This is a genomic window from Vibrio sp. 970 (genome assembly GCF_033339075.1).
This window is the reverse complement of sequence record NZ_JAWOTW010000731.1, coordinates 1-537: the sequence shown is the minus strand read 5'-3', so window position 1 is coordinate 537 and position 537 is coordinate 1. Positions and strand designations below refer to the sequence as shown.

The window sequence follows — 537 nt, the reverse complement described above, 5'->3', positions numbered from 1 at the left end:
ATCGCGATCAACGCCAAAGCGACCAAGTTACCAGCGAAGATAACCACCAACCATTGTGGCATCGATAAGTCGAAGAACTGCCAAACAATTTTTGAACAATCGCCATACGCTTCAAACATCCAAGGAACCCATTGGTTTAACGGAGCCCAACTTGGGAAGGTGACAAAAAGATCACAAGTTGCAAATGGTGATGGATTGAACTGGTAATCAACGTGCTGCATTGCAAGCATCAATCCTTTGTACGAGCTTAATCCCCAACCAATAAGCCCTAACCAGCGGAATAGTGCGTTGTTCGGTGCGATAAGTCCGATGATAGCTGCACCGCCAATACCCATCATTGCCACACGCTCATAAATACACATTACGCATGGCGCAAGCATCATTACGTGTTGGAAGTAGAGTGCGCAGGCTTCAAAAAATATGATGAACAAAAGAAGAAGCAACCACGATACGCGTCCCTTCGAAAATTGGTTAAGTGATGAAAAAATAGTCACGGTTTCAATCCTGTCTGAAATAGAAAAAAGCTCTGAATACTCA

General features: G+C 43.9%; 1 protein-coding gene. It reads right to left on the bottom strand.

Annotation, left to right across the window (positions count from 1 at the left end):
* Positions 1-494, bottom strand: a 494-nt coding sequence (dsbB, locus tag R7Q11_RS28880; RefSeq protein WP_225467309.1) for a disulfide bond formation protein DsbB, incomplete at its 3' end; no start/stop codon positions are given.
* Between the last annotated feature and the right edge of the window lie 43 nt (positions 495-537).